This window comes from Muricoccus harenae, from assembly GCF_009848505.1.
Taxonomy (GTDB): domain Bacteria; phylum Pseudomonadota; class Alphaproteobacteria; order Acetobacterales; family Acetobacteraceae; genus Roseomonas; species Roseomonas harenae.
This window is the reverse complement of record NZ_WWDL01000032.1, coordinates 6211-28674: the sequence shown is the minus strand read 5'-3', so window position 1 is coordinate 28674 and position 22464 is coordinate 6211. Positions and strand designations below refer to the sequence as shown.

Below are 22464 nucleotides of genomic sequence, written 5' to 3'. Positions count from 1 at the left end.
GCCTGCCCAGGTCGCGCGGCGGGGAGGCAGGTGGCGGGCCGCACCCGGCCAGCATTCCCGACCGCGATGCGCGTACCCGACCGGGACGGAAAAGCGGATCCTGATGCTGCCGGGGGCCTGACCTGCCCCCTGGGAAGCCCGGGCGGAGTCCCCACATCTCGCGTGGATGGCCGCCCTCCCACTCGACATCGCCCGAATCTACCTCGAACCCGCCGTGGAGGAGCACGCCCGCGGACGGGAGATCCTCGCTCGCTTCCCAGAGGCCGAGCGCATCCCGGTCGCCTCCCATTGGCGCATCCCGGAGCTGCGGGAGGGCGATCCCGGCGACTACCTGGCCGCCAAGCGGCAGGCCCTGGTGCTCGGCGTGAAAAAGGGCCTGACCTTCCGCCCCAACGGCCGCAGCGCGGACTTCATCGCGCCCTCCTCCTCCAACGGCTGCGCCATGGCCTGCGCCTACTGCTATGTCGCCCGGCGCAAGGGGCACGCGAATCCCATCAGCGTCTTCGTCAACATCGAGGCGATGCTGGCCGCCACCGCCCGCCACGCGGCGCGCCAGGGCTCAAAGACGGTGCCGAACCAGGTGGACCCGCATTCCTGGGTCTACGACCTCGGCGAGAATGGCGATCTCTCCGTGGACGCTGCCATCTCCGACAACGTGCGGGACCTCGTCTCCCTGTTCCGCACCCTGCCAGACGCGAAGGGCAGCTTCGCGACGAAGTGGGTGAACCCGGATCTCCTGGGCTACGACCCGAGGGGCCGCACGCGCATCCGCATGTCCCTCATGCCGCCCGACCTGGCGAAGCTGCTGGATGTCCGCACCTCCCCCGTGGCCGAGCGCATCGCCGCCATCCCGGACCTCCACCGCGCCGGCTACGAAATGCACCTGAACTTCTCTCCCGTCGTGCTGCGTGAGGGGTGGGAGGCGGAGTGGGGTGCGCTGTTCGAGGAGCTGGACGACATACTGCCTGCCGCCGTGAAGGATCAGCTGGCGGCCGAGATCATCATGCTCACCCACAACAGGGAACTGCATGAGATCAACCTCGCCTGGCATCCGAAGGCGGAGGAGCTGCTCTGGCGCCCGGACATCCAGGAGGAGAAGGTCTCCGAAAGCGGCGGCGTGAACCTGCGCTACCGCACCGGCTGGAAAGGCCGCTGGCTACAGCGCTTCAAGGACCTGCTGGCCGCCCGTATGCCCTATTGCCGGGTACGCTATGCCTTCTGACATGCTGGAGGTCCCTGCCCGCGCCCACCCGCTCTGGAAGCCAAAGCGCCTGCTCATCACCCCCTCGGCCCTCTCCTGGCCGCAAGGCGCGACCATGGCGGACCGCGCTGCAGCGCTGGGGGCCGAAGTGGTGCGGCTGAAGGCCGACCGCCTGACCGGCCTGCCCAACACCTACCGCGACGCCAAGACGACCATGGCCGTCGTCGTCGCCTCCCCCAGCCGCCGCAAGCCGCAGCCCATCCCGCCCAGCGCCGACTGGCGCTTCGACCTGGCCGAGGGCTGCCCGGCCCATTGCGCGTACTGCTACCTCGCAGGCTCCCTCGCCGGCCCGCCCATCATCCGCGCCTACGCCAACTTGCCGGAGATCCTGGCCGCCTTGCCGCCGTTGCTGGGCCAGGGCCAGGTCACCTCCCGCAATGCCGCCCGCGTGGCAGAAGGCACGACCTTCGAGGCCTCCTGCTACACCGATCCCCTGGGTATCGAGCACATCACCGGCAGCCTGGCCGAGACGATCCGCTTCTTCGGCGCCTGTGAGGCCGAGGCGCAGCTCCGCTTCACCACGAAATACGACGCCATCGCCCCCCTGCTGGACCTGCCGCACAGCCGCCGCACGCGCATCCGCTTCTCCGTCAATGCGCGCGGGACGGAGCGCTTCGAGGGCGGGGCGCCGCGCGTGCGGAGCCGGCTTTACGCCATGCGGCAGGCCGCCATGGCTGGCTACCGCATCGGCCTCACCGTCGCGCCCCTCCTGAACCTGCCGGGCTGGCGGGAGGCCTACGACGTCCTGCTGGCAGATTGCGCGACCGCTCTGGAAGGCGCGCCGGACCCCGACCTGACGGTGGAACTCATCACCCACCGCTTCACCGAGGGCTCGCGGGAGGTGCTCCAGGGCTGGTACCCCGGCAGCGGTCTGGAGATGGACCCGGCGCAGCGCAGCCGAAAGCTCACCAAGTTCGGCTCGGCCAAGTACGTCTTCCCCAAGGCGCTGATGGCCGAGCTGCGCGCGGGCCTGGAAGCGAGCGTCGCTCGCCACCTGCCGCAGGCGCGAGTGCTCTACTTCACCTGACATCAGGTGAGGCACCGGAAGAACAGCACCACCAGCGGCCCCACCATTGACGCGCATTACCCCAAGCTGCCCGTACCGGGGCCGCGCCAGAGGACGGCCGGTGCCTGGTCCCGCCGCGATCCGCTTGATGTGGCGCTTGGCAAGCGGTCCGCCTCCCTTGTGGCGGACAGGAAACCCCTCCGCCCGGCGGCGGTTCCGGGGCAGACTGGAACATGACCCATGGGAGGCTCCCGATGAGCGACTCGGATGACGCGTACATGAAGGAGCAGGCAGAGCAGTTGGCCCTTCATCTGCGGCTGACCGACGGGAAGTCCGGCTACGTCGAGGCCTCACCCGACGCATTCCACGTCTATGTCCGGCGAAAGTGGGCAGGGAAGCAGATCACCTTCTGGGATGGGATGCCGGTCGAGTGGCACGAGAACGTCGGCACCCACAAGGCTGCCAACCGCTAGGAGGTGCGGGCCTGCCCAGCATTTCCTGTCCGGCCAGACCGAACTATGGGTGGCGCCTTCCTGGCCCAGCGAGTTCCGATGCCCGAGCCCCAAGCCGCAACGATCCCTTCCCCGAAGGGCGCCTCCAACGGTCTTGAACGCCTCCCCCTGAACCGCCTGGATCAGGCCGTACGCGACATGGCCGCGAAGATGGAGGAGCTGCGAGCCGCCCTTATGGAGCAGGAGCGACGGGCTGACGTTGCGGAACGGCAAGCCGCGGAGCTTGAGCGGCAACTCGCTATCGCTGAGGCGAAGCTGGCGGTGGAGACGATGCACTCGGCAGGCCTGGCGGCGCAGGCATCCCATATGATGGCCATCGCCATCGAGGCTGACGTGCTCGCCCTGTCGGATCTGTCGGGAGAGGGAAACGGCGGCGTGGCACCCAAGAGCCGCCTGACGCAGGTCTACGAGGCGGCCTTCGACGCCAAGGGCGCCGAGCTCGGCATCGAGGATCCTGCCCAGTTCCGGGAGGCATAAAGCGGGGGGAACCCGGTCGCCTGCCCGGAACGTCAATCCTCGGTGGAACGAAGGCCTCGATCGGGCGGATATTATCCTCACCCGGTCGGGCATTTGCCCGGGCGAGAGGATCAGGTTGTCCCGCAAGTGGTCCGCGGCTCGCCCATCAAAGAGCCAGGCGCAGCGACGCAGGCGGGGCGGATCCGGCACGACGGCACGCCCGTGCTGGGGTGATACAACGGCAATGTGGTCGGGCATGATGACGCCCGCGGCAATGTCTATCCGCGCACGGCCCGGCCGGAGCAGAAGATCGATGCCGTCGTAGCGCTGATCATGGCGCTCGGACGTGCCATCAGCGGGCAGGTCAACGAGCCGGACATGGGCGACTTCTTGGCGAACCCGAACTTTCTGTGGGGGACAAGCCTTACGCCTGCCTCATGTTCAACATCGGCCAACGACCGCTGCTCGGTGTTGGACACCTCCGGGCGGAGCCATGTGAACTGGCCCCGCCCTCGCCGCGGTCCTCACATCCTGGCAGGTGCTTCCGACCGGAGCCTACTTCTTCGCCTTGGACCTAGCAGGCGAAGCTTTCGCGGCTCGAGTGCGCTTGGGCGCTGGAGCCTCTTCCTCTTCCTCTTCCTCTTCCTCTTCCTCTTCCTCTTCCTCTTCTTCCTCCTCCGCACCGGACGCTTCGAGACTCTCGGCGATCTCGGTCAGGAGCACATCGGTGCGCTTCTCCTCCTCCAACGTCTCGCCTAGCAACTCCCCGGCCTCATCATAGCCGAGCTTCCGGGCCCAGCTCTGGAGCATGCCGTAGCGAGCAATTTCATAGTGCTCGATCGCCTGCGCGCAGCCGATCAGCACGTCGTCCGCTGCTTCGGTGCCACTGAAATCCTTCAGATCCGACTCCATCTCCGCGACCAGCCCCTGCATCGCCTGGCAGGTTTTGGCACGCGCCGCCTTTCCGATGATCTCGAACACCCGTACGAGGCGCTCGACCTGCACGGCGCTCTCCTCGGCATGCTGGTTGAAGGCATCCTTCAGCGCGGGCACCTCGGCAGCCTTGGCGGATTTCTTCAGGGCGCGCACCGACTGCTTTTCGGCGTAGTAGACGTCCTTCAGCGTTTCGTAGAAGGCGTCATTGAGGGTTTTCTCGGGCATTGTAGCTGATTCTCCTAAACACGGTCCCAACGTCTGACTGTGGACCTCAGCTGCAACGTCCGGATTAGCGGGACAGCCGGGTGGGCGGCCGTGCAAAAATTGTTGCAAAAAAGTTGTTGGTTACATCTGAGGGTGTGCGGCGATATGAGGAAGCAGTCGCCCTCTCCTCGGCCCCCTCGGCCTCAGGTTGAAGCAGGGCTTTCCCCTTTCGGGATTACCTGGACAGGCACCTTCAGCTTTGCGCCCATTCCGAACCTTCCAAGCCCGCTCAGGCGCACTCCGAAGCGGACATTCGGCGCAACAAGGTCGCAGCTCGGCAGGGCGCGTCATAACCGACGCCTAGCGCCGCCGCGGTGCTAAGAGCAGACGTTCCGATCGTAAGGCAGCACTTGCCGTCCAGGGCGAAAAGCGTCGCCTCGCGAGCTGCGCGATCCTGCCTTAACTCGCTCCAGGTGTCGTGGCCATGTCGGCAAGCTGCCATTTCGGCTTGACCAGCACTTCAGTCTCGAAAACTGGCCCCGAGGCCTTCCAGGCGAGCGGCACCCTGCCGCCGAGTTGACCTCGCACCGCCCCATCCAACACCCGCGTCCCGAAGCCGCGAAAACCAATGCCCGCCCCGCTTCGCCGCCGTCAGCGAATCATCCGCGGGGTCACCAGCACCACATCCGGCCACATCGTGATCACCACCTGCGTCACGATCAACGGGATTTGGAGGGGCACCAACGCGCGCAGCAGCTGGCGCATGCTGATCTCCGCGATGTCGGTCATCAGGAGCAGCGCCATTCACAGGGGCGGCGTCAGCAGGCCGATCATCTGATCGGCCACCACGCCCAAGCCCGGATGCACCGGGTCCGCCCCGGCCGCCACCAGGGGCGGGATGGCAGGCAAGGTGGCACCCCACGCTTCTCGCAGGGTCGGTCAGCGCGGCGCCGGAAAGGCCGGAAAAGATCAGGCTGCCCAGAATGCTAACCTGGGTCAGCCCACCATGAATCCGGCTGAACAGCGTGTCGGCGAAGTTGAAGATCCGGTCGGTGATCCCCGACAGATTCATCAGGTTGCGCTGATGGATGAAGCCGGGACGGATCTGGCCCTCGGGCTCGTGCTTCGTCCGGATCTCCCAGGATCCCTCGTCCTCCGGTCCCCACCGCCGGATCGGCCGGTCGCCTTCGCTGGGGCAGCATCGGCATCGACGAGGTTTGGGCGGAGCGCCACGCCACAGCGTCCAACTGCCTGGGCTGACCGCTGCATCGCGCCCCCTCTCGCAGCGCCGACCCTCCGGTGATACCTCAGGCGTGCCAGTCCGATGGACCAGCAACTCGAGCTATCGGGGTAATCCCGTCCGGCCTCGCTCCGTGATGGCCCGAGAAATGGCCGATGGCTGGCAAAACGCCTGTCCCACTCAGCGTCCGCTTTGTCCTGTGAGAAACCCGAAAACAGGCACGTGTTCCTGGGTCACTCTCTGCCATGTGGTTAGCCTAATCCGGTCGTCGGGCGCATTTGGTCGGACCAGCGGAGTATGCAGAAATACTCTACTCCTACTGCATCCAGGGTTCGCCCCGCGATGTAGCGATGCTCGCAATAACGCAGTCCACGAACGCCTCAAAGCTGCTCTCCATCGGCACCTCCGCGCCATTCTGCCAACGCAGGATGAAGGCGCGATTCATCAGGCGCGGTAGATGGCGCGCCAAGGTCGGGAAGCGCCCGGCATCCACCGCCTCCAGCCCGGCGCGGATCCTGGCCTGCCAACCCGGCAAATCCTCTGTCGGCAGCCGTGCCAATTCCTGCGTCACGAAGCCGACCATGGCCGCCTGTACAGTGTTGTAGGTCTCACAGATTCGTTCCGGCTGTACGCCCGCCTCCTCCAGTGCCGAGAGGATTGCTTCAATGAGGGGGAGGTCGGGCCGGAGATTGGAGACAGCATCCGCCCCGATCAGTGGGGCAGTGTTCGGGTGCCGCCGCATGGCCGCGCGGAACCGGGCGAAAAGGCCGCGCAGCCGTGCCTCCCATCCCTCCTCTGGCATTTCGGACGGTACGACGTCGCGCAGCACATGGGCGATCACCTCGGCGATCACGGTGTCCCGGTTGCCAACGTGCCAAACGATGACGTTGGCATTCACCCCGAGCGCGCGGGCCAAACCACGCAGGCTGAAGGCCGGCAGCCCGCCGAGGTCGATCTCGGCCAGCGCCGCATCGATGATCGCCGCCCGGCTCAGCCCGACCGCGACGGGGGCGGCGCGGGCGGCCCGGCGCCTGGCCTTCTGCTCTCTCGGCATGTCGCCCGTCTATCGCTCCCTCGCCCGCCACGAAAGCCTCTTGAACGATGCTCAAGAACCGCGCCAGACTGCTCTCAGCCGATGGGGAGCTCGCCTTGCCGACTGCAGCCACACCGACCGAGCCGGGCTACGGCCTCCAGGCCTTCTCGCGCCCCCTGGACGCACCGCCGCTCCCCCGCATCGCGCGCGGCGAGGGCATCTGGCTGATCGATACGGATGGCAACCGCTATCTCGACGCCTCCTCCGGCCCCGTCGCCAGCAATCTCGGCCACGGCCACCCGCGCATCATCGCGGCGATCGAGGCGCAGGCGCGCCAGGCGGTCTTCGCGTATCCCAGCCAGTTCGAGAGCGCGGCGAACATCGAGTTCGCCGAACGCCTCGGCCGCCTCGCGGGCCCGGGGCTGGACCGCGCCTTTATCGTTTCCGGTGGCTCGGAAGCGGTGGAGAGCGCCATCAAGTTCGCCCGCCAGCACGCCGTCGTCACCGGGCAGGGCTCGCGCTGGAAGGTGATCGGACGCCAGCCCGGTTATCACGGCAACACGCTTGGGGCGCTCGCCGTCTCGGGCGATGCGCACGCGCACGAGATCTTCGGGTCGATGATGCGCGCCGTGCCCCGCGTGCCGGCGCCCCTCACCTACCGCGTGCCGCCGAACCACACGGCAGAGAGTCACGCCCGCTCCTGTGCCGCCGCTCTCGACGAGGCGATCCAGCGCGAGGGACCGGAGACGGTGCTCGCCTTCATCATGGAGCCGGTCGGGGGCCTCGCGACCGGCGCGCTGGTGGCACCCGACCTCTACTATACGCTGGTGCGGGAGATCTGCACCCTTCACGGCGTGAAGCTCATCTTCGACGAGGTGATGAGCGGCGCCGGCCGAACCGGCCGCTTCCTCGCCGCCGACCACTGGCCCGATGCGCGGCCGGACATCGCGGTGCTCGCCAAGGGCCTGTCCGCCGGTTACGCGCCACTCGGTGCCGCTCTGGTCTCGGCGGCGATGGTGCAGGCCGTCACGGCGGCCGGCGGCTTTATGCACGGCTTCACCTACAACGCCCATGTCATGAACTGCGCCGTCGGCGCCGCCGTGCTGCGCGAGGTGGAGGAGGCGGACCTCGTCGGCAACGCCGCGCGCAGGGGCGACCTGCTCCGCGCCCGGCTGGACGAGCTGGCCGCGAACAGTCCGCTGATCGGCGACGTACGCGGCAAGGGGCTGCTGCTCGCGGTGGAGCTGGTGGCGGACAAGGAAGCCAAGGCGATGATCCCGCTGGAGCGCGTGGCGCCAGAGCGGGTGAAGGCGCTGGGGATGCGGCGTGGCCTTGCGCTCTACTGCCGCCGCACGTCGCGCGGCGCGTATGGCGACTGGCTGATGATAAGCCCGCCGCTGACGATCACGGCGGAGGAGGTCGATCTCCTCGTCGAGCGGCTCGCCGCCGTACTCGACGACTACGCGTCGGAACTGCGGTCGGAGGGTGTCCTCCGCTGACATCACCCATCGGGATACAAGGGGGTTCGGGCATGCGTACCACCGTCACGCGCCGCGGCGCGCTCCTGGCCGGAGGCGCGATCCTTGCGGCGCCCTCCCTTTCGCGTGCCCAGCGCGCCGATCCGCGGGTGCTGCGCTTCGTGCCGCAAGCGGCCCTGTCGAATCCCGATCCGGTCTCCTCCGTCGCCGGCGTCTCGGTGAACCATGGCTTCTATGTCTTCGACACGCTCTACGGCGTGGACGCGAAGATGCGCCCGCAGCCGCAGATGGCGGAGGGGCAGAGCGTCTCCGATGACGGCCTGACCTGGACCATCCGCCTGCGCGAGGGCCTGTTCTTCCACGACGGGGAGCCGGTGCGCTCGCGCGACTGCGCCGCCAGCATCCGCCGCTGGGGAAGCCGCGACACCTTCGGCCGGACGCTGGCGGCCGTGGTCGCCGAGTATCAGACCCCGGACGACCGCACCCTCGTCATCCGCCTGCAGCGTCCCTTCCCGCTGCTGCTGGATGCACTGGCCAAGCCCGGAACCGTGCCCGCCTTCATCGTGCCGGAGCGCTTGGCGGCCACTGACGCGCTAAGGCCACTGCCGGAGATCATTGGCTCCGGCCCCTATCGCTTCGTGGCGGACGAGTTCATCCCCGGCAGCCGCGCCGCCTACCGGAAGTTCGAGCGCTACGCGCCGCGCCAGGAGGCGCCGGAATGGACCGCCGGGGGCAAGGCGGTGAACTTCGAGCGGGTGGAATGGATCATGCTGCCCGACCAGGCGACGGCGGCGGCGGCCATCCAGTCCGGCGAGGTGGATTGGTGGGAGCAGGTGGCGGCGGACCTGATCCCGTTGCTGCGCCGCAATCGCGACATCGCCATCGGGAACGGAGATCCCGCCGGCTACATGGGCGTGCTGCGTTTCAATCACCTGCACCCGCCCTTCGACAAGCCGGAGGTGCGACGCGCCGTGCTGGCCGCCATCAGCCAACCGGACTTCATGGCGGCCGTCACCAACAACGATTCCACCGCCTATAATATCTGCCACTCCTTCTTCCCCTGCACCACGCCCTATGGCCGCGCACCCTCGCCCGACCCCATGGCGGGGGCAGGGATGGAGAAGGCGCGGCAGATGCTGCGGGCGAGCGGCTACAATGGGGAGAAGGTGACCTTCCTCAACCCCTCCGATTTCACCTCCATCGCGCCGCTCGGCCTCATCGCCAATGACCTGCTGACGCGCATCGGCTTCAACATGGATTTCGTGTCCACCGACTGGGGCACGGTGCTCGGGCGCGTCAACAACCGGAACCCGCCAGCCCAGGGCGGATGGAACCTCTATCCCGTTTGGTGGAGCGGCATGGGAATCGTCACGCCGACGCAGAACGCCCTCATCCGCGGCCAGGGCGCCGGTGGCTGGAGCGGCTGGTACGGGAGCGCGGAGATGGAGGCGCTGAACGAGCGCTGGCTCTCGGCACCGGATGAAGCGGCGCGGATGGCGATCGGCGAGCAGATGCAGGACCTCGCCTTCCGCGACGTACCCACCGTGCCGCTCGGCCAATTCTTCATCCGCACGGCCTACCGGCGGTCGCTGACCGGCCTGCTGGAGGGACCGCGCCCGGTGCCCTGGAACATTCGGCGCGCCTGAGATGCTTCCTCCTGTCACCGGCTATCTCGACCGCCTGTCCCGCCGTCCCGGCGGCCGGGTCACGGCCCATGTCAGCCTGCGCGAGCCGGGGCCCTGCCGCGCCCGCCTCGTCCGCGTGGTCTCTGGCGACCCGAACCCGGAGGGGCCCGGGATGGACCTCCGCTCCATGCCGGAGCTGTTCAACCATGCCTTCGCGGGAATCCACCAGCCGTCACGGCTTGGCTCCTCCGGCCAGGTACCAGCGGGGCCGCGCCTGTCGGGCACGGAGGCGCGGTGCTGGGCGGTGCTTGTGCAGCTCCTCGCCCCCCTGCCCGCCGCCACCGTTCTCTCGGCCGGGGGTGTGACGATCCGCGCCGGTGCCGGCGGCGCCGAGGCGGAGATCGCGGCGGACGGGGCTGTGACGCGCCTCGCCACGGGGGCGCCACTGCGTCCAGGGGTATGGTACCGGCTCTGGCTGTCTCAAGACCCGGTGACGGGCCGCGCGCTGCTCGGGCAGAAGGCTCTGGGAGGCGGCGCCGCGACAGCCAGGGCGGATGTCCCGCCCGGCGAGGGGCCGGCCGTTACCGCCGCTACGTTCGGAGCGCGCGGGGGTGCGGTGCCGTCGGATCACTTCACCGGCAAGGTGGAGGACCCGTTGCTGCTGGCCGCCTTCGTTACCTCATGGCCGGACGTGTTGGAGCCACCACCGGGCGAGCTGCGTGCCCGCTGGGACTTCTCCGCCAGGATCGAGGGCTGGGGTTTCGCCGATCGCGGCCCGGACGCCCTGCACGGCACCTTCCGCAACGCCCCCACCCGCGGCGTGGTGGGCGCGCGCTGGTCGGGCACCGAGACCTGCTGGCGCCATGCCCCGGCCGACTACGCCGCCGTCCATTTCCACGCGGACGATCTGGACGACCTGGGCTGGGCGCCCTCATTCCACTTCGACGTTCCAGCCAACCTGCCGAGCGGCGCCTACGCCTTCCACCTGACCTGCGCGGGCGGAGAGGACTGGTTGCCTTTCTACGTGCTGCCTCGGCGGGAGGGGCCGCACGCGCCAGTCGCCTTCCTCGCCTCCACCTTCACCTACCAGGCCTATGCCAACCACGCGCGCGGCAATGCCGACGCGGACTACCAGGCGCGCGTGGCTGAATGGGGCGCCTATTCCTTCAACCCGGACAGCGTGCCGGACTTCGCCCACTCCACCTACAACCGCCACCCCGACGGCAGCGGCGTCGCGCTCTCCTCCCGCCGGCGGCCGATCCTGACGATGCGGCCGGGCTTCCTCACCTTCAACGATGCCAAGGGTTCGGGCTTGCGCCACTACCCTGCGGACACGCATCTCCTGGCCTGGCTGGAGGCGCGCGGCATCGCTTTCGACGTGATCACCGACGAAGATCTGGACGACGAGGGTACGGAACTCCTTCGCCCGCACCGCGTGGTGCTCACCGGCTCGCACCCAGAATACCACACGGAGCGTATGCTCGACGCGCTGACCGCCTATCGCGACAACGGTGGCCGGCTCTGTTACCTCGGCGGCAACGGTTTCTACTGGCGCATCGCGCGCGATCCCACCCGCCCACACCTTATCGAGGTTCGCCGCGCGGAGGGAGGCATCCGCGCCTGGGCGGCAGAGCCCGGCGAGTACCACCACCAGCTGGATGGTGCGCTTGGCGGACTCTGGCGCCGCAACCGCCGCCCGCCCCAGGCGCTCGCGGGCGTCGGCTTCAGTGCTCAGGGATTGTTCGAGGGCACCTTCTATCACCGCCTGCCAGCCAGTCATGACCCCGCCCATGCCTGGATGTTCGAGGACGTGCCGGAGATCTTCGGTGATCATGGCCTCTCGGGCGGCGGCGCGGCAGGCTTCGAGCTGGACAGAGCAGATGAGCGTCTCGGCACCCCGCCGGGTACGGTTATCCTGGCGCGTTCGGGACCACCGCCCAACTCTTTCGTGACGGTGCCGGAGGAGCTGCTCTCGCACATCGCGACGGTAACGGGCGAGAGCCCGGAGGCTCTGAAGCGGGCGGAGATCGTCTATTTCGATGTGCCCGGCGGCGGCGCCGTCTTCGCAGTCGGCTCCATCACCTTTCTCGGCAGCCTCTGGAAGGACGGAGTGTTCGGCGGACCGATCTCGCGGTTGCTCGAGAACGTTGTGCGGCGCTTCTCAGGCACCACTCGTTCCTGAGCTGATCTAAGCTGGGTTCGTATGAGGCGGGATCGACAGGCGGCTCTGTCATCGCAGGCATCGTTTGTGCGGGGGTAAGCCGGGCAGCGGCAGTGAGGGGCTCCCCGTGTCCACTCGTATCTGGACCCAGAGAGCCATTGCCCTGCATGCAGGAAACCATAGGCGCTTTACCGTGCAACTGGCGATGCGTTGTGCGTGCGCGCACGCAGGCAGGCAGGCAGGCAGGCAGGCAGGCAGGCAGCAGAAGACATTGCCACGGATGCACACTCGGTATTAGGGGCGGCGAGAGCTAATCGCAGATGCGGCAAGCGGCGCGCCTATTTCGGCGTCAAACTCCGGGCCAAAGGAGTCTTCGCGCCGAATGCGCAGTGGGAACTGTCCGCCTCCGAACGGTAACCCTGGATGGTTCTGTGCGTTGTCCGCCTAAAACCCCGGCAGTGACGGAGCCTATGTTAGCGCCGGATGCGTCGTCATCGAAGATAGTCTCGCGGGCCTCAGGGTGTAAGCCGATATTTGAGTATCGGCTTCTCGGGTGGGCGGTACTGCCCTCCCGGTCACGGGACCAAGTTGACGGAAGCCGGGGTAGATGCCGTGTTCGCGCAGATGAGCGAGTTGCGGAGCATGCAGTCGGCGGATTCGACCCATTTGCGGAGGCTTCATGAGCCGCTCTCTCGTCATCGCTCGGGTTGGCCGGAAATCGCTTCACCGGTGTTGGATCGATGCGGGCAAGCCGCGAGATTGGGACCTCTATCTCTGTCCCTACGAGGAGATCGGGCCACAGGAGGACCTGGATTGCCAGATCGGCGACGTTATCCCGGGTCCGAAATGGACCGGCCTGACCAGGCTGCTGAACGCATGGCCCGGCTGGCGTGACTACGACCAGATCTGGCTTCCCGACGACGACATCCTCGCCAGACAGGATGCTATCACGAGCATGTTCGAGGTTGGGCGCGCGCTCGACTTCCATCTCTTCGCGCCGGCCCTCCACGAGACCTCGCATTATGCCCACTTCATCGCGATGCGAAACGCGAGCTTCTTCGCAAGGCGGGTCGGCTTCGTAGAGATCATGATTCCCTGCTTCCGCCGAGCGACTCTCGAGGAGCTTCTTCCCACGTTCGCGCTCTCGACCACGGGATGGGGCTTCGGCCTCGATTCCGCTTGGCCGAAGATCCTCGGCTACGAGCGCGTCGGCATCATCGACGGAGTGTCGGCGGTGCACACGCGCCCCGTTGGGGGGTTCAGGGACGCGGATCTGACCCGCCGCGTGATGCAGGAGTCGGACGACATCCTCACCAAGTTTGAGTGCGGCCAGCGCATGGTGACATTTGCGGGGATAGGGCCCGACCTCAGGGAAGCCTCGCTCACCCCGGAGGAGCTACTCGTAGAGCTCGTGCGCGGATGGCAATACCTCTTCGACAGATGCCCCAACGCTCTGCGCTGGCTGTTCGATCAGCAGCAATGCCTGTTCGCGGCTTCGCCCTACCCGGTTTCCGGGTTGCCGACGAGCCCCGGATCTCGGGCGAAGAGCGGCTCATGAGCGGGCGGCAGGAGCGGCGGTCGGTCCCGCCCGGCGGGTGTCTCGGAACGCGGCCGCGAGCGCCATAGTGCTTTCGTGATGGGCCAATCCCGTCAAGTCCCTTCGAGGGATTGCCACGTCGCCGGTGTCATGCCTCCGTCCGTGGTCGGCACGTCGGCCGCCACATCATGCCGTCAGATCAGAGCCAGCAGGCCAATCTAGGGCGCGCGGTTCACCGAAGCTTCCACAGCACTACTCCAGGCCTTGCCCAGTTCTCATCCCGGCGACGGGTCCTCGGAGAAGGCGGCGCTGCACTTGGAATGCCTAACACAACTGGCTGCTGAGCGTTCCTGGGGTCTGGCGAAGCCCCTGTTCCGAACGACCTTTGGGCGGCGATTGAGCCGCTGCTACCGCCCAAGCGGCCCAAGCCGAAGGGCGGTCGCCTGCGGCTAGCTGACTTGGCAGCGCTGACGGGTCCGCACCGGCCATCGCGGCCGACCTCGGCACAGGCCCGACAAGCTCCACGCCGATAAGGCCTACGACCACCGCCGCGACCGCCAGGACTGCCGCGCTCGTGGCATTGTCCCGCGCTTCGCGCGCCACGGGGTCGAGAACAGCACCCACCTCGGTCGCCGCCACTGGGTTGTGGAACGGACCATCGCCTGGCTGGCCCGATACCGCCGCCTGACCATCCGATACGAGCGACGCTCGGATATCCACCTCGCCTTCACGACACTCGCCTGCGCCCCCGTCTGCCTCGGCCAGGTCAGACGGTTCCGTCGGCTGTTCCAAGTAGAGCTCAGCCGCAGATCTTAAGTGCTCATATCCTCAGATAGGCTCCTGCCAGCCGCCCGATCAGCCCTGGGAATCGCAACCGTCCGCGCGTCGCGATCAGGCAGACACAGTCACTTCGCCCCTCTGCCACCGGCCGGTGTCTGACATCCTCCTCCGCCTCCGCCATGTCCCCGGCGCCGTATTGCCCAGTCTCGTCTGCGAAGGCTCCCTCCAGCACGCAGGTAAGCTCGCTGCCCTCGTGGCCGTGGCCGGGCAGCGCAACACCCGGCGCGACGCGCAGAAGGAGCAGCGTCTCACAGTCGTTGCTTCCCCAACGTTCCTGCAGCAGCCGGGCAATACGAACGCCTGGAGCAGCCCAGCGAAGCCGGGGAGGAGGCAAGCCGAGACGGTCAAGCGTGATTGCCGCCCCTTGGGTGGGAACCGGCAGTCCCCCGGTAGACAGCACATCGGGCGGGGCCGTGTAGTCAGCGTGGATCCGGTCCATGGTTCGCTGCAGAGCGTCAGGGGCAAGCGGTGATAGCGGCAGGTCCGGTATCGTCGGCCCAACAACCTCCTCCGCCATGCTGACTGCGGTAAGACAGTGCTCGCAGTGGAGAAGATGAGCCGCGACAGCAATGCCGGCAGCCTGTCCGAGGTGGCCTGCGCCATAAAAGGCCAACGTCGCCGCACTAGGATGACGGCGGGCCGTACGATATCCTTCTCCGGTCATCTTCCCTCATCTCCCAACGCCCGGCGCAGTCGCCTCAGGACGAGCCTCAGGCGACCCTTAACAGTACCAAGAGGGATGCCCAACTCAGAGGCGGCCTCGACATGTGACTTGTCGTCAAAGTAGCAGAGTTGAACGACCTGTGCCTGCTCGTGAGGCAGGCGGTGCATCGCCGTCTTCAGTCGTGCCTGCTGTGCTGAGGAGGCGAACTGCTCCTCCGCATCCGGGGCGGTATCGGGAACCGCGTCCTGCTCCGCCGCCGTGATCTCATGCCCGGCGAAGCCTTTGCGGCGAAGCGCATCAAGGCGAAGGTTCCGGGCAATCGCATAGATCCAGGTGGAGAACTCAGCCCTTTCGGGGTCGAACAGCGCTGCCTTTCTCCAGACAAGCATCATTACTTCCTGTGCCAGTTCCTCCGCCTCCCCATCGACCATGCCTAGTCTGCGCAGGTATGTCTTCAGCCGCGGCGCAAAGTGAGAGAACAGAGCTGCGAAGGCGGCCTGGTCCTGCGACCGCGCCAGTTCGGCGGCGTAGCGTTCGAGCGCCGCCTCGGTGCTGGTTTGGGGCGAACGGTGCGACTGCAATGACGACGCTCCAGCCCAATACGTGACGAGCGCTCGGCTAGATCACTTTGGTGACCTGCTCAGGCTCACAGGTCACATTCATAACAGACATACATGGCGGGCACCGCATCGAGCCCAGACGGTCACGTGAGCGTTACCCTGTGATCCAGCGCACCTCTCCCTCCGTATCACCTGGCGCCAACGAACGGAGACAGGGAGATGTCACGCGATGAGTAGCGATCGTCACAGCAGCAGCCAGACCGGATCGGCGACTGGTGGTCTGCAGATATTTGCGACCGAGTTCACTGCGCTCAACAACTCCGGCGTCGATGGACAGGCGCTTCTGTTCCTCGACGCGCGCAGCCAGACGCTTACCGTGCATATCAAGGCTGAGGGGCTTGAGCCGAACCAAGTGCACCCGCAGCACATCCATGGCTTCGGCAACGACTTCGAAGCGAGGACCCCGACACTTGCACAGGATGACGACCGCGACGGCTTTGTCGAGCTTCTGGAAGGGCTCGATACCTATGGACCGGTTCAACTCAATCTGACCCTTAACCCTGACAACTCGGTGCATGACCATGGCACGGACGGCCATGACCACACCGCGGCAGCAGTGTTTCCGACCGCGGACGAGAAAGGTTTTCTGCGCTACACTGAAACCTTCCACTTCGATGCCTCGGACCAGAACGCCCAGGCAATCTTCGGCGGCATCACGCCCCTCCAGGCCAAGGAAATTGTGCTGCATGGACTGACCCTGCAGGAAGGCCAGGGTACAGGCAGCGGTGAGGCCGACGGGGTCCAAGGCTACAAGGCTGTCCTGCCCATCGCGTCAGGCGAGCTGCAACAGGTCGGTGCCCATTTCTTCGCACCGCAGTTCTTGGATTTCCTGCATGACGACGCAGCAGATGACGCCGACCTCACCCCCACCCTCGCGGGCACCGGCTTTGTCGACCGCCTGACTGGCACCGATGGCAGCGACATGATCGACGCTGAAGGCGGCGCCGACATCGTCGAAGCGGGCGGCGGCAATGATCGCGTGATCGGTGGCACCGGCGACGATCGGATCGACGGTGGCCTTGGTGACGACCGCGCTGCGGGCGGCAATGGAAGGGACACGTTGCTCGGCGGCGCGGGCGATGACACGTTGCTCGGAGATGCTGGCAAGGACACACTCGACGGCGGCAATGGCGGCGACATCCTGATCGGCGGCGCGGCCAGGGACATCCTTACCGGCGGGGCGGGGGGGGACCGCTTCACCCTCACCACGCTGGAGGACTCCAAGAGGGGCAGCGGCCACGATGTCATTACCGATTTCGGCGATGGTGACGTGATCGATCTCGCCGCACTCGGCGCGATGCTGAATCTGAATGGCGGGCAGGCCTTTGCATTCCTGGGTGCCGTGGAGTTCACTGGCGCAGCCGGCGAACTGCACGCCATTCAGTCCGGCGGCAATACGCTTGTCGAGGGCGATCTGAATGGCGATGGCGATGCCGATTTCCAGATCGAACTGACGGGCGAGCACAACCTCTCCGCCAGTGATTTCATCCTCTGACTTCCGGAGGATGAGTGCCGGCCCGGATCACCCTCGGGATCCGGGCCGTGCGGGTGCCTGGCCCCAAGAATCCGAGCAGGATAGCAAGCCATGCGATACTCGACGAGGTGAGATGCGGGCTCCGCACCGGCATAAGTATCGATGGCCGAACGCGACAATAAGCTGTTTGCTCGCGGAGCATCGTTGGTATTTCGTTAGCCTGGATAGGAGGCATGTCCGTCCGTGGTGTCGCGATCGGGGGTCATACCGGTGACCGACTTGGCCGAGCGGAAGAAAGCTTGGGCGGAGGCCATGTTGCGGTGATCGCTCAGCAGAGCGTCGACCAGATCACCGTTGCGATCGGTGGCCTGGCAGAGGAAGCACCAGCGACCGCGAACCTTCGAACAGGTCTCGCCAACAGGCCAGGACCGGCGACCGGCTCCGTGTTTGCTACGACGTCCCTGCCAGAGCTCGGCGGTCAGAATGGGTGTGAACTTCGCCTCCTACTCCCGGGCCGCCTTATGGCTGAAGACAATGCCGCGCTCCAGAAACATCGCGCTGAGGTCCTGCAGTGTGAGGCGGCGGCGTAAGCGCCAGAACACGACCAAGGCAATAAACGTCGCTCGGATACTGAGTCAGTTTCAGCACGCCGCCGCTGCGCTCATTGGACTGTCGGCCAAAACCGCGGCAGCTGAAGCGCCGGGTGCGGTCCCGGCGCTCTTAGGCAGCCTGGGACCCGCAGCCGACGCATTCCATCCCGGGCTCCTGAGCCGCCTTGATCCAGTCCGGAGCCTACCCACCAGACATCCTCGCCCGCTACCCGGCCCCTTCTGGCGCGAAAGCTGGCAGAAGCGAATTATCAACCACGGACTGCATTGACCGGTCCAAGCTCGCGCAAGCGAAGATCGACATCGATCACACTTGGTTGTTTCTAGCATTAACCCGGTTCGTTCAGTGCGTCAGCTGCTTCGCAATCGGCGTCACACGAGTACGATCCGATTCATAGAAGCCCCCGTCAGCAACATCTTTCTCCTGGCCTTCCCTATCGCTCCCGTCCGTTCCGTAAGCGCAGCATGTTGCAGCTGCTGAAGGCAAGTATAGCGTCAAACCGCCCGGTGGAGCCAAACGCCATGGTCAACTTCGAGCAGTTCCAGCTGAACGCAAGCATCGTGAATCCGACGTCGTTGCAGTTCGGGCCTGATGGCCGCTTGTACGCCTCGCAGGTCAATGGAACGCTAAAGGCATTCTCCATCGCAGAGACGTCGACGGGCGGGTACACGGTTACCGCGACCGAGACGATCAGTCTTGTCGCGCAGATGCCGAACCATAATGATAACGGCGCGTTCAATTCCAGCATCACCGGGCGCCAGGTGACGGGCATCCTGGTCACCGGCACCGCGACCAACCCCGTCCTCTATGTCAGCTCCAGCGACCCCCGGATCGGGGCGGGCACTTCGCAGAACGATACCGGGCTAGATACGAATTCCGGCATTCTGTCCCGTCTGACCAAGGCTGGTTCGACATGGGTCAAGGAAGACCTCGTCGTCGGTCTCCCGCGCAGCGAAGAGAACCACGCCGTCAATGGAATGCAGATCGACCCGGCGACGGGTCATCTCCTGCTGACGGTCGGCGGAAACACGAATGTCGGAGCGCCCTCCGCGAATTTCGCTTACCTTTCGGAGTATGCCTATTCAAGCTCAATCGTAAGCATCGACCTGCAAGCCATCAATGCGATGCCCGACATCACCTATCGCGGCCAAACCTACAAATACATGCTGCCGACCGTGAACGATCCCACTCGCGCGGATGGATCGAACGGCGCCGATGTCATCGCCACCGGGCAGCCGGAGATATTTGGAGGAAATGACGGCCTGAATCAGGCGCGCCTGACTGCGGAAAGCCCTGTCCAGATTTACGCCGGAGGCTTCCGAAACATCTACGACATCACCTTCTCTGCATCCGGCAAGATGTACGGAATCGACAATTCGGGCAACCCGACCTGGGGCGGTCCGCCCATCTATCGTCAGGCGGACGGAAGCTTTTCGACCACGCCCACCGACGACGTCACGAATCGCATCAACAACGGCTCCGGCTCGGTCAACAAGGCGCCGCTGCATTGGATTGAGGAAGGCTATTATGGCGGGCACCCAACCCCAATCAGGGGTAATCCGGACGGCGCGGGACTGTACGATGCCAACAACAACCTCGTGCCGCTGCCTGCGGACTGGCCGCCGGTCCCGCTTGGGATGGAGAACCCGGTCGAAGGCTATTACCTGCCGCCCGGGCAAGATCGTGCCGCTCGGCTCCCGTCGAACCTTGAAACCCCGATCAATCTCAGGGACGAGTTAACTACATTCCTCGGTTCGGTGAACGGCATCGATGACTATCGCGCAGTGAATTTCGACGGTGAGATGACCGGAGATCTCGTTCTTGCTTCTCTCAACGAGGACTTCATCTACCGGGTGAATCTTGCGTCAGACGGACAATCTGTCCTGGATGTCACCAATCTCACGCCGAATGGGGTGCTTGGCGGCGGAAATGCTCTGGATGTTCACGCCGCGCCCGACTCAGGCCCGTTTGTCGGTACCCTGTGGGTGGCGAGCTATGGCGGCGGCATCACGGTTCTGAAGCCGAGCGACACCGTTTCACCGCCCCCTACCGACGACACCGATGGGGACGGCCTGACCGACACCATTGACCGCTTTGCTGTCGACCCGGACAACGGCATGACGACGCTGTTGCAGGGCGGGGGGACGTTGACCTGGGGCTTTAGCCAGAACCAGGATCACCCCGGCCCGGAGGAGACGATCCACAATATCGGCTTTACCGGCGTGATGACGAACACGACCGCATCCTACAAGCAGCAATATGATCCGACCCGGGTTGTAGCCGGCGGCGCGGCATCGGGCGTCCTGCTGCAGGACATCACGGAAGGAAGCGCCAACGGGACCAAGAACAGTCAGCTCGATGGCTACCAGTTCGGCGTCAAAGTCGCGCCCGATGTCGACAGCTTTGTCGTCACGACCAAGCTGGACAACCCCTTCGAGACAACCACGCCCGCCAATTATCAGAATATCGGCTTCTTCATTGGAACAGGCGATCAAGCCAGCTACCTCAAGATCGTAGCAGGAGCGGGCGACCTCATCGGCTCGGCCAACACGGCGATGATCGAGACAACCTTCGAAAGCAACAATCAGGCTGTCGCGCAGCAGAAAATCGCTGTCCCGGTATTCGGCGGAAGCCTGCCTCTTACGTCGCTCGACGATATAACGCTGACCTTGACCGTGGATCCGGATGTCGGTTCCGTGACGCCCGGCTGGACAGTCACCCGCGGCGCGACCTCCGGAAGCAGCGGCACGGTGATCACGGGGTCGGGCAACCCCGTCCAGGTCACCGGTGCGCTGCTCCAGGCGCTCCAGGGCACGTACACGGTGCCCACTGGAGACGGCACCGATGTTCCAAGCGCCTTGGCGGTGGGCCTTATCTCCACCTCCACAGGGCCTGGTGCGCCATTCGACGCCACGTGGAACTCTGTTAGCATAACCTCGACCGCCGAGCCTCCTCCCGGGGAGGCCGGTGCAGCCCGGCTGACGGTGACGCCGAACGGCACGCTCAATGTCAGCACGTTTAACCCGAACACCCTCCGTCTCGAGAACCTATCGAGCAGCGGCAGCAATCTGACGCAGATCCGCATCGATCTGAGCAGCGCCATTCTTCCTGATGGGATATTCTTCGATCCTGCGAATGCGGGCGGCTCGGACGGCAAGCCATTCACGATCGACAGCAAGATCGGGGCATTCAACGCGGTCGCGAGCTATGGCAACGGCAGCAACCAACTTGGCTACCGGGAACTGACCCTCAACCTCACCGATTTCAACCCTGGCGAGACGCTCGGATTCTCGATCGACATCGATCCGGATTCGATGCGGGGATATCCACAGTCCGTCAATCCTGGCGCCGTTTCCGGCGCCGAAGCGGCGGGAGCGCGCGTCACTTATGTTTTTGCCGATGGCACTGAGCAGGTCGCTGATTTGTTCGGCTCGGGCGTTGCCCAGGCTGAGGCGACCAGCAGGCCATCGCAGGCCGCCGCGCCGACGGTAACGGCTGGCGGCGTCAGCAGCGGCAATGTCTCGGTGCCCTTCTCGGACGCGAGTGTTATCGTCTCCGGCACGCCCGGCAGCAGGGTTCGCGTGGAAGTCCTGGCGGTCGAGCAGCAGGTCGTATCCTCCTCTGACCCGTATCAGGGAAACAGCGCCACCCAGGTCACCTACCAGACGCTCACGCTCGATGCCGATGGAAGGGCGGCGGCTGCGGTGGATATGCTTCCCGATCGGGTCATGGTCGTGGCTGCCGCGGAGGTGAATGCACAGGGCATCGTCATAAGCGCCGTAAGTCCGGAGCTTCGTCTGATTCAGGATCAAGGCGCTGACACAGTCCCGCCGAGCGCATCGGGCTCTGCCGCTGATCTGATTGCGGCGAACCAGACGCATACGGTGGCGGTCACCTATAGCGATCCTTCCGGGATTGCGCTCGCCAGCATCGGCACCAGCGACATCACGGTCACGGGCGGCCCGAACCCGGTGACGGTGACCGGCGTGACCACCCAGGGGAGTGGCAACCAGGTGGTGGCGACCTATACGCTGTCCTCCGGTGCGGACGGGTTCACGACCGCCGACAACGGCACCTACACCGTGGCGCTCGCCAGCGGCGCGGTGACCGACACCCGGGGCAACGCCACGGCCTCCGCGACGCTCGACACCTTCACCGTCGACATCGGGGAGGCGCCCTCCTCGGCGGCGGTCAACACCGCTGGTGCAGTCTACACCGACACCGACACCGGCATCCAATATGCCGCCGACACGGCCACCTCGCCGCATCCCACCCTGACCGGCACCAGCACGGCGAAGTCGGTCAGCGCGGCCATCGCCAACACGAACGACGATACGCTCTTCCAGTCCTACCGGACGGGCAAGGACTTCGGCTACAACGTCAATCTTGCCAGCGGCGACTACACCATCGAGCTTCAGTTCGTCGAAACCTACTGGACCAGCGCGGGCAAGCGGAAGTTCGACGTGCACCTGGAAGGGCAGCAGGTCATTGCCGACCTCGACCTGTTCACAGCGGCCGGCGGCACCAACAACGCCTACATCGTCACCCGTGACGTGACCGTCGCCGATGGCCAGCTCAACCTCCGCCTCGAAAGCAGCGGCGCCGACGACCTCGACAACGCCACCCTCAGCGGCTTCGTGGTGCAGACGCAGTCAGGCCAGACCGACACGGTCCCGCCGAGCGCATCGGGCTCTGCCGCTGATCTGATTGCGGCGAACCAGACGCATACGGTGGCGGTCACCTATAGCGATCCTTCCGGGATTGCGCTCGCCAGCATCGGCACCAGCGACATCACGGTCACGGGCGGC

At 65.9% G+C, this 22464-nt stretch carries 16 protein-coding genes and 2 pseudogenes; 11 read left to right on the top strand and 7 right to left on the bottom strand.

The window, feature by feature from the left end:
* Positions 1 to 166 precede the first annotated feature (166 nt).
* The 4 genes from GSE44_RS20105 (at position 167) to GSE44_RS20090 (ending at position 3256) form a co-directional block, all read left to right on the top strand.
* A complete protein-coding gene (locus tag GSE44_RS20105) occupies positions 167 to 1222 on the top strand; it encodes a spore photoproduct lyase family protein (protein WP_159350619.1) in 1056 nt (351 codons plus the stop codon).
* Between the two features lies 1 nt (position 1223).
* Positions 1224 to 2288 (top strand): SPL family radical SAM protein, encoded by a 1065-nt coding sequence (locus GSE44_RS20100; RefSeq protein ID WP_159350618.1) that lies wholly within the window; start codon positions 1224 to 1226, stop codon positions 2286 to 2288.
* Between the two features lie 233 nt (positions 2289 to 2521).
* Entirely contained in the window at positions 2522 to 2740 is a 219-nt protein-coding gene (locus GSE44_RS20095) for a hypothetical protein (protein ID WP_159350617.1), read from the top strand.
* Positions 2741 to 2818: 78 nt separating this feature from the next.
* A complete protein-coding gene (locus GSE44_RS20090; protein ID WP_159350616.1) occupies positions 2819 to 3256 on the top strand; it encodes a hypothetical protein in 438 nt (145 codons plus the stop codon).
* A gap of 534 nt (positions 3257 to 3790) precedes the next feature.
* Here GSE44_RS20090 and GSE44_RS20085 read toward each other — a convergent pair.
* The 4 genes and pseudogenes from GSE44_RS20085 to GSE44_RS20075 all read right to left on the bottom strand — a co-directional run bounded on the left by GSE44_RS20085 (position 3791) and on the right by GSE44_RS20075 (position 6669).
* Positions 3791 to 4396, bottom strand: a complete 606-nt coding sequence (locus GSE44_RS20085) for a YciE/YciF ferroxidase family protein (RefSeq protein ID WP_159350615.1) — start codon at positions 4394 to 4396, stop codon at positions 3791 to 3793.
* 630 nt (positions 4397 to 5026) lie between these two features.
* Positions 5027 to 5164: a hypothetical protein gene (locus GSE44_RS25845; protein WP_235924980.1), complete on the bottom strand. Its 138-nt coding sequence runs from the start codon at positions 5162 to 5164 to the stop codon at positions 5027 to 5029.
* A 157-nt stretch (positions 5165 to 5321) separates the two neighbouring features.
* Positions 5322 to 5711, bottom strand: a pseudogene (locus GSE44_RS26535) (TRAP transporter large permease subunit); the annotation flags it as partial.
* 220 nt (positions 5712 to 5931) lie between these two features.
* Positions 5932 to 6669, bottom strand: a complete 738-nt coding sequence (locus tag GSE44_RS20075) for a TetR/AcrR family transcriptional regulator (protein ID WP_159350613.1) — start codon at positions 6667 to 6669, stop codon at positions 5932 to 5934.
* Positions 6670 to 6764: 95 nt separating this feature from the next.
* Between GSE44_RS20075 and GSE44_RS20070 the strand changes: the two genes are divergently transcribed.
* From GSE44_RS20070 to GSE44_RS20050, 5 genes and pseudogenes are all read left to right on the top strand, one after another.
* Positions 6765 to 8147, top strand: a complete 1383-nt coding sequence (locus tag GSE44_RS20070) for an aminotransferase family protein (protein ID WP_235924979.1) — start codon at positions 6765 to 6767, stop codon at positions 8145 to 8147.
* Between the two features lie 32 nt (positions 8148 to 8179).
* The gene (locus tag GSE44_RS20065; RefSeq protein WP_159350611.1) at positions 8180 to 9772 is read left to right on the top strand and encodes an ABC transporter substrate-binding protein; all 1593 of its coding nucleotides are present in this window, start codon (positions 8180 to 8182) and stop codon (positions 9770 to 9772) included.
* Between the two features lies 1 nt (position 9773).
* Positions 9774 to 11933 carry a N,N-dimethylformamidase beta subunit family domain-containing protein gene (locus tag GSE44_RS20060; protein WP_235924978.1) on the top strand — a complete coding sequence of 720 codons (2160 nt, stop codon included), beginning with the start codon at positions 9774 to 9776 and terminating at the stop codon, positions 11931 to 11933.
* 658 nt (positions 11934 to 12591) lie between these two features.
* Positions 12592 to 13470: a hypothetical protein gene (locus tag GSE44_RS20055; RefSeq protein WP_159350610.1), complete on the top strand. Its 879-nt coding sequence runs from the start codon at positions 12592 to 12594 to the stop codon at positions 13468 to 13470.
* 453 nt (positions 13471 to 13923) lie between these two features.
* Positions 13924 to 14265 (top strand): annotated as a pseudogene (locus GSE44_RS20050) (transposase); the annotation flags it as partial.
* 4 nt (positions 14266 to 14269) lie between these two features.
* Here GSE44_RS20050 and GSE44_RS20045 read toward each other — a convergent pair.
* Both GSE44_RS20045 and GSE44_RS20040 read right to left on the bottom strand, forming a co-directional pair.
* Positions 14270 to 14953 (bottom strand): ChrR family anti-sigma-E factor, encoded by a 684-nt coding sequence (locus tag GSE44_RS20045; protein WP_159350609.1) that lies wholly within the window; start codon positions 14951 to 14953, stop codon positions 14270 to 14272.
* A complete protein-coding gene (locus tag GSE44_RS20040; RefSeq protein ID WP_159350608.1) occupies positions 14950 to 15534 on the bottom strand; it encodes a sigma-70 family RNA polymerase sigma factor in 585 nt (194 codons plus the stop codon). The genes GSE44_RS20045 and GSE44_RS20040 overlap by 4 nt, the downstream gene beginning before the upstream one ends.
* A gap of 208 nt (positions 15535 to 15742) precedes the next feature.
* Between GSE44_RS20040 and GSE44_RS25840 the strand changes: the two genes are divergently transcribed.
* Positions 15743 to 17068, top strand: a complete 1326-nt coding sequence (locus GSE44_RS25840; RefSeq protein WP_159350607.1) for a hypothetical protein — start codon at positions 15743 to 15745, stop codon at positions 17066 to 17068.
* 194 nt (positions 17069 to 17262) lie between these two features.
* Here the strand turns inward: GSE44_RS25840 and GSE44_RS26530 are convergent, their stop codons facing one another.
* Positions 17263 to 17529 carry a DDE-type integrase/transposase/recombinase gene (locus GSE44_RS26530; RefSeq protein WP_408015127.1) on the bottom strand — a complete coding sequence of 89 codons (267 nt, stop codon included), beginning with the start codon at positions 17527 to 17529 and terminating at the stop codon, positions 17263 to 17265.
* 648 nt (positions 17530 to 18177) lie between these two features.
* On the opposite strand from GSE44_RS26530, the gene GSE44_RS20025 reads away from it, so the two are divergent.
* Positions 18178 to 22464 (top strand): malectin domain-containing carbohydrate-binding protein (locus GSE44_RS20025; protein ID WP_159350606.1); only part of this gene is annotated, 4287 nt, incomplete at its 3' end.

Coding starts and splice junctions, on each gene's coding strand:
- GSE44_RS20045 (WP_159350609.1), bottom strand. CDS start 14,953: ATGACCGGAGAAGGATATCGTACGGCCCGCCGTCATCCTAGTGCGGCG.
- GSE44_RS20065 (WP_159350611.1), top strand. CDS start 8,180: ATGCGTACCACCGTCACGCGCCGCGGCGCGCTCCTGGCCGGAGGCGCG.
- GSE44_RS20105 (WP_159350619.1), top strand. CDS start 167: ATGGCCGCCCTCCCACTCGACATCGCCCGAATCTACCTCGAACCCGCC.
- GSE44_RS20060 (WP_235924978.1), top strand. CDS start 9,774: ATGCTTCCTCCTGTCACCGGCTATCTCGACCGCCTGTCCCGCCGTCCC.
- GSE44_RS25840 (WP_159350607.1), top strand. CDS start 15,743: ATGAGTAGCGATCGTCACAGCAGCAGCCAGACCGGATCGGCGACTGGT.
- GSE44_RS25845 (WP_235924980.1), bottom strand. CDS start 5,164: ATGACCGACATCGCGGAGATCAGCATGCGCCAGCTGCTGCGCGCGTTG.
- GSE44_RS20100 (WP_159350618.1), top strand. CDS start 1,224: ATGCTGGAGGTCCCTGCCCGCGCCCACCCGCTCTGGAAGCCAAAGCGC.
- GSE44_RS20075 (WP_159350613.1), bottom strand. CDS start 6,669: ATGCCGAGAGAGCAGAAGGCCAGGCGCCGGGCCGCCCGCGCCGCCCCC.
- GSE44_RS20095 (WP_159350617.1), top strand. CDS start 2,522: ATGAGCGACTCGGATGACGCGTACATGAAGGAGCAGGCAGAGCAGTTG.
- GSE44_RS20090 (WP_159350616.1), top strand. CDS start 2,819: ATGCCCGAGCCCCAAGCCGCAACGATCCCTTCCCCGAAGGGCGCCTCC.
- GSE44_RS20085 (WP_159350615.1), bottom strand. CDS start 4,396: ATGCCCGAGAAAACCCTCAATGACGCCTTCTACGAAACGCTGAAGGAC.
- GSE44_RS20055 (WP_159350610.1), top strand. CDS start 12,592: ATGAGCCGCTCTCTCGTCATCGCTCGGGTTGGCCGGAAATCGCTTCAC.